This is a genomic window from Kitasatospora sp. NPDC058406 (assembly GCF_042722765.1).
Classification (GTDB): domain Bacteria; phylum Actinomycetota; class Actinomycetes; order Streptomycetales; family Streptomycetaceae; genus Kitasatospora.
Genome location: NZ_JBHXKE010000391.1, coordinates 1 through 5,656, shown reverse-complemented (window position 1 = coordinate 5,656; position 5,656 = coordinate 1). Strand labels below are relative to the sequence as shown.

General features: G+C 74.1%; 4 protein-coding genes. 2 read left to right on the top strand and 2 right to left on the bottom strand.

From position 1 onward, the window contains the following. Positions 1–2,290, top strand: a 2,290-nt coding sequence (locus tag ACFWOG_RS39215; RefSeq protein ID WP_380364387.1) for an FtsX-like permease family protein, incomplete at its 5' end; no start/stop codon positions are given. 69 nt (positions 2,291–2,359) lie between these two features. Here ACFWOG_RS39215 and ACFWOG_RS39210 read toward each other — a convergent pair. Further along, complete coding sequence (locus tag ACFWOG_RS39210) at positions 2,360–2,815, bottom strand: NUDIX domain-containing protein (protein WP_329876697.1); 456 nt, start codon at positions 2,813–2,815, stop codon at positions 2,360–2,362. A gap of 47 nt (positions 2,816–2,862) precedes the next feature. Continuing rightward, positions 2,863–4,368: an SDR family NAD(P)-dependent oxidoreductase gene (locus tag ACFWOG_RS39205; RefSeq protein ID WP_380364385.1), complete on the bottom strand. Its 1,506-nt coding sequence runs from the start codon at positions 4,366–4,368 to the stop codon at positions 2,863–2,865. 302 nt (positions 4,369–4,670) lie between these two features. Here ACFWOG_RS39205 and ACFWOG_RS39200 point away from each other — a divergent pair. Beyond that, positions 4,671–5,656, top strand: a 986-nt coding sequence (locus tag ACFWOG_RS39200) for a GuaB1 family IMP dehydrogenase-related protein (protein ID WP_329948586.1), incomplete at its 3' end; no start/stop codon positions are given.

The window sequence follows — 5,656 nt, the reverse complement described above, 5'->3', positions numbered from 1 at the left end:
GGGCCAGGACCCTCTCCTCCGGCCCGGCGCCGGGCGTCGCCGCAGGGCGGGCCGCCTCGTGATCGCCTTCGCCCTCCGGCTCGCCGTCGGCGGCGGCCGTGCCGCCGCCGTCCGACTGCTGACGATCACCGCCGCGGTGGCGATCGGCGTCGGACTGCTCCTCTCGACGCTGGCGAGCATCAACGCGGTCGAGAAGTCCAACGACCGCGCGCTCTGGCTCAACTCCGCGGCCGCGAGCCGGAACGAGACGGCGCCCGTCGACCCGCTCCGGTGGCGCCACAGCGCCGAGTACTACGACGGCGAGGAACTCCTCCACGTCGAGGTCGCCGCCACCGGCCCGACCTCGCCCGTCCCGCCGGGGGTTCCCGCGCTCCCGAAGGCCGGCGAGTACTACGCCTCGCCGGCCCTGGCGAAGCGGATCCGCGAGACCCCGGCCGTGCAGCTGGGCGACCGCTTCCCGGGCCGGCTCGCCGGGGAGATCGGCGCCGCGGCCCTGCCGTCCCCGGACTCGCTGCTCGTCCTGGTCGGCCGGAGCCCCGAGGAGCTCGCCGCCCGGCCGGGCGCCCGGCAGTTCACCACCATTGCCACCGCCCTGCCGGCCGGCTGCGACGGCAACGAATGCCCGGGCGCGGGCGTGCGCGGCGACGCCATGACGCTCATCCTCTCCGTCGTCGCGGGGGCGCTGCTCTTCCCCGTGCTGGTCTTCATCGGCACCGCGACCCGGCTCTCCGCGGCGACCCGGGAGCAGCGCTACGCCGCGATGCGCCTGGTCGGCGCGACCCCGCGCCAGATCACCGTGATCTCGACCGTCGAGTCCGCCGTCGCCGCGGCCGCCGGAACGGTGCTCGGCTTCGCCACCTACCTGCTGCTGCGCCCGCTGGTGGCGACGGTCCCGTTCACCGGTCGGCGCTTCTTCCTCGACGACCTCTCGCTCACGCCCGTCCAGGTGACGGCCGTCCTGCTGGGCGTCCCACTGGTCGCGGCGGCCGCCGCCCGGCTGGCGCTGCGCCGGGTCACCGTCTCCCCGCTCGGCGTCTCCCGCCGCGTCACCCCGAAGCCGCCGACGGCCTGGCGGGTCGTGCCGCTGGTCGCGGGACTCGTCGAACTCGGCTGGTTCGTCGGCCGCCGCCCGCAGTCGACCGACGGGCAGACCGCCGCCTACCTGACCGGCTTCCTGGTGATCATGCTCGGACTGGTGGTCGCCGGACCCTGGCTGACCATGGCCGCCGCCCGGCTGGTCGCCGTCCGGACGAGCCGCCCGGCCACCCTGATCGCCGTGCGGCGGCTCGCGGACGATCCGAGGGCCGGGTTCCGCTCGGTCGCCGGCCTGGTGCTGGCCCTCTTCGTGACCACGGCGACCGTCGCCATCATCGGCACCATCGACGCCAACCGCGGTGTGCTCAGCGGGGACCCGGGGACCCGGGCCGCGGTGGAGCACGGCGTGCTGGACGACGGGCCGCCGATGACCGCCGCCGTCCCGGACCGGGTGATGGCCGCACTGCGCGCCGTCCCGGGCTTCAAGGGGCTCGTCGTGGCGCACGCCAACCCCGACGGCGTGGGCCGGGACCCGGAGGACCCGCGCGGCTGGGAGCCCGTCCTGACCCTCTGTTCGGAACTCGCCACCACCCCGGTGGTGGGCCACTGCGCGGCCGGCGCGGGCGTGGCCGCCGTCCCGCACCACGGCCTCCTCGACCTGCGGTCCCGGACGGGGACGCAGTGGCCGACCGTGCCGCTCTCCGTGGAGGAGGTCGCGAAACTGCCCGTCAACGCGCTCTACGTGACGACCGACGGCTCGAAGGCGGCCATGGAGCAGGTCCGCACCCTGCTGTCCCGGGCCTTCCCGGACCAGGTCGCGCGGATGGTCGACGACTGGGGCTCCAGCCAGCAGCAGCAACTGGCCGGCTGGCGCCAGCTCGCGGACGTGGTGCTGCTCACCACCCTGCCGATCGCCGGGTGCAGCCTGGCGGTCAGCGTGGTGGCGGGGCTCTCCGACCGGCGCCGGCCGTTCGCGATGCTCCGGCTCACCGGTGCGCCGCTGGGGCTGTTGCAGCGGGTGGTCGGTCTGGAGAGCGCGCTGCCGCTGCTGGTGGTCGCCGCGGTCTCCACGGGGACGGGCTTCGGCGCGGCGGCGATGTTCCTCAAGTCGCAGATGGGGTACGACCTGGTCTCCCCGGGAGCGGTGTACTTCGTCCTCGTCGTGCTGGGGCTCGCGGCCTCGCTCGGGATCATCGCCTCGACGCTGCCCCTGCTGAAGCGGATCACCGGCCCGGAGGCGGCCCGCAACGGCTGACCGCCCCGGACCGCGGCGCCCGCACCGGGGTCCTTCGCACGCGTACCCCGTCCCCGTCCCCGTGTCAGGTCACCGGCCGGGGACGGGGTACGCGTGCGTCCCGGCCCGCCGGACGTCGCCCAGCTCCGGGCGCCAGCTGCCGAGGACCAGCGCGGACGGGTAGAACATCGGGCCCGGCAGCGCGTCCAGCGGGAACCGCTCCCAGCCGCCGCAGGCGTGCGGCTCGGTGACCACGGCGTCGGCCAGGCTCGGCGGGGCGAGCACGGCCGCGGTCACCCGGGGGCGGCCCAGCTCGTGGTCGAGCAGGACGGCGAGCACCCGCATCTCCTCGGCGGGCAGCACGATCCCGGTCTCCTCGGCGAGTTCGCGCGCCGCGGTCTGCTCGAAGGACTCGCCGCCGTCGACCTTGCCGCCGGGCAGGCTCCAGGTGGGCGGCTCGCCGGCGGTGGTCCGCCGGCCGAGCAGCACCCGGCCGTCCCCGGTGGGCACGATCACCCCGGCCCCGAGCATCGGTGCGGTCGTCAACTGCTGTTCCTCCCCGTGGGTGCTGCCGGAGGGTGGGCCCGCGGGCGTCACCAGGCGGAGCGGTCGAAGTCCTTCAGGAAGACGCCGTACAGGTCCTCGCCCTGCTCGCCGCGCACGATCGGGTCGTAGACCCGGGCCGCGCCGTCGACCAGGTCGAGCGGGGCGTGGAAGCCCTCCTCGGCGAGCCGCATCTTGTCCGGGTGCGGGCGCTCGTCGGTGATCCAGCCGGTGTCGACGGCGGTCATCAGGATGCCGTCGTTCTGGAACATCTCCTGCGCGCTGGTGCGGGTGAGCATGTTCAGCGCGGCCTTGGCCATGTTGGTGTGCGGGTGGCCGGCGCCCTTGTAGCCGCGCTGGAACACGCCCTCCATCGCGGAGACGTTGACCACGTACTTGCGCCGGGACGGCGAGGCGGCCATCGCCGGGCGGAGCCGGCTGATCAGGATGAACGGCGCGGTGGAGTTGCAGAGCTGCACCTCCAGCAGCTCGACCGGGCCGACCTCGCTGACGGTCTGCACCCAGCTGTTGGTGTCCGCGAGGTCGGGGACCAGGCCGCCGGCGTCGATCGCCGTGCCCGCCCGGATCCGCTCGGGCGTCGCCGAACCGGTGAGCAGGGCGAGCGAGGTGACGTCCTCGGCGGCGATCCGCTCGCCCCCGCCGCCGGCCTGGTGCGGCAGGGCCGGCAGGTCGACGCTGCCGCTGCCGAAGCGGCCGATCGTGGTGGACTGCGGCAGCATGCCGGCCGGCAGCGGAGCCGACTCGGCGGCGAGCAGCTCGCGGTAGGACTCCGGCGGGCGGCGGACCGTCTGCGCGGCGTTGTTGATCAGGATGTCGAGCGGGCCGTCGGCGGCGACCTCGTCGGCCAGCGCCATGACCTGGGCCGGGTCGCGCAGGTCGATGCCGACGACCTTGAGCCGGTGCAGCCAGTCGGCGCTGTCCGGCATCGCCGTGAACCGGCGGATGGCGTCGTTCGGGAAGCGCGTGGTGATCGTGGTGTGCGCGCCGTCGCGCAGCAGCATCAGCGCGATGTACATCCCGATCTTGGCCCGGCCGCCGGTGAGCAGCGCGCGCTTGCCGGTGAGGTCGGCGCGGGCGTCGCGGCGGGACCGGTTCTTGACGGCGCAGTCCTGGCAGAGGTTGTGGTAGAACGCGTCGACCTCGGTGTACCGCTGCTTGCAGATGTAGCAGGAGCGGGGGCGCTCCAGGATGCCGGCGATCTCGTTGGTGGTGACGGTGGTCAGGCCGAAGGCGCCGGCGGTCTCGTCGTCGATCCGGGTCGGTGCGCCGGTCGCGGTCTTCGCGGTGACCTCGCGGTCGTTGGCGGTCTTCCGGGCCCGGGTCTCCTGCCGGCGGCGCTGCTTGAGCGTGCGGAATATGCCGCCGACGGCCTGGCGGACGGTGATCGCGTCCGGGTGGTCGACGTGCATCCGGTCCAGTTCGGCGATGACGTCCAGGCAGAGCTTCAGCCGCTCCGGGTCGAGGCCGGGGCCGTAGTCGATCTCCTCGGCGGTCCCGGTGCCGTTGTCCTGCTCGATGCCCACGCCCGCCGTCATGCCTGTTGCCGCTTCCCTGGTTGCTGTTCGCCGTTGCTGTTCGCCACCGCCGTTACCGCGTGAATGCTACGGGAGCGGCCCCGGCCGGGGCGAAACCCGGGAACCTTGGAGGAACCTCCAAGTGGGGTCGCCGTTCGGTGATCATGGCTTGTGCGGTGCACCAGCAAACGGGGTCGAACTGGCTTTTGGCCGCGGGGTGCCGGAGAATCGAACGTTGGGTGCAGGGGCGCCCGAGTGCGCCCTGCGGTTGTGCCGCACCCGCACCCGAGGTGTCATTTCTCCCAGCCAGAGAGCCCCGTTTCATGCGCTTCCTGAACGACCTCACGCCGTCGTACGACCTGACGTACGACGACGTCTTCATGGTCCCCAGCCGCTCCGCAGTGGGCTCCCGACAGGGTGTCGACCTCTCCTCGAACGACGGCACCGGCACGACCGTCCCGCTGGTGGTCGCCAACATGACCGCCATCGCCGGCCGCCGGATGGCCGAGACCGTCGCCCGCCGCGGCGGCCTGGTCGCCATCCCGCAGGACATCCCGACCGAGGTGATCGCCGACGTCATCGGCTGGGTCAAGCGCCGCCACCTGGTGCACGACACCGCCCTCACGCTCGGCCCCGGCGCCACCGTCGCCGAGGCCCTCTCGCTGCTGCCCAAGCGCGCCCACGGCGCGCTCGTGGTCGTCGAGGACGGCCGGCCGGTCGGCGTCGTCACCGACTCCGACTGCCAGGGCGTCGACCGCTTCACCTCGCTCGTCGACGTGATGTCCCGCGAGCTGCTCCTCCTGGACGAGGGCATCGACCCGCGTGCCGCCTTCGACAGGCTCAGCGAGGCCCACCGCAGGCTCGCCCCCGTCGTCGACGCCGAGGGCCGCCTGGTCGGCATCCTGACCCGCAAGAACGCGCTGCGCGCCACCCTCTACACCCCGGCCGTCGACGCCGCCGGCAACCTGCGGGTCGCCGCCACCGTCGGCATCAACGGCGATGTCGCGGGCAAGGCCAAGGCCCTCCTGGAGGCCGGCGCCGACACCCTGGTCGTCGACACCGCGCACGGCCACCAGGAGTCGATGATCAGCGCGCTGCGGGCCGTCCGCGGCCTGGACCCGCAGGTCCCGATCGTGGCCGGCAACGTCGTCTCGGCGGTCGGTGTCCGCGACCTCGTCGAGGCGGGCGCCGACATCCTGAAGGTCGGGGTCGGGCCGGGCGCGATGTGCACCACCCGGATGATGACCGGCGTGGGCCGTCCGCAGTTCTCCGCCGTCCTGGAGTGCGCCGCCGAGGCGCGCCGGCTCGG

Excerpts from the sequence above, each read along its gene's own strand:
- ACFWOG_RS39205 (WP_380364385.1), bottom strand. The coding sequence starts at position 4,368 with ATGACGGCGGGCGTGGGCATCGAGCAGGACAACGGCACCGGGACCGCC.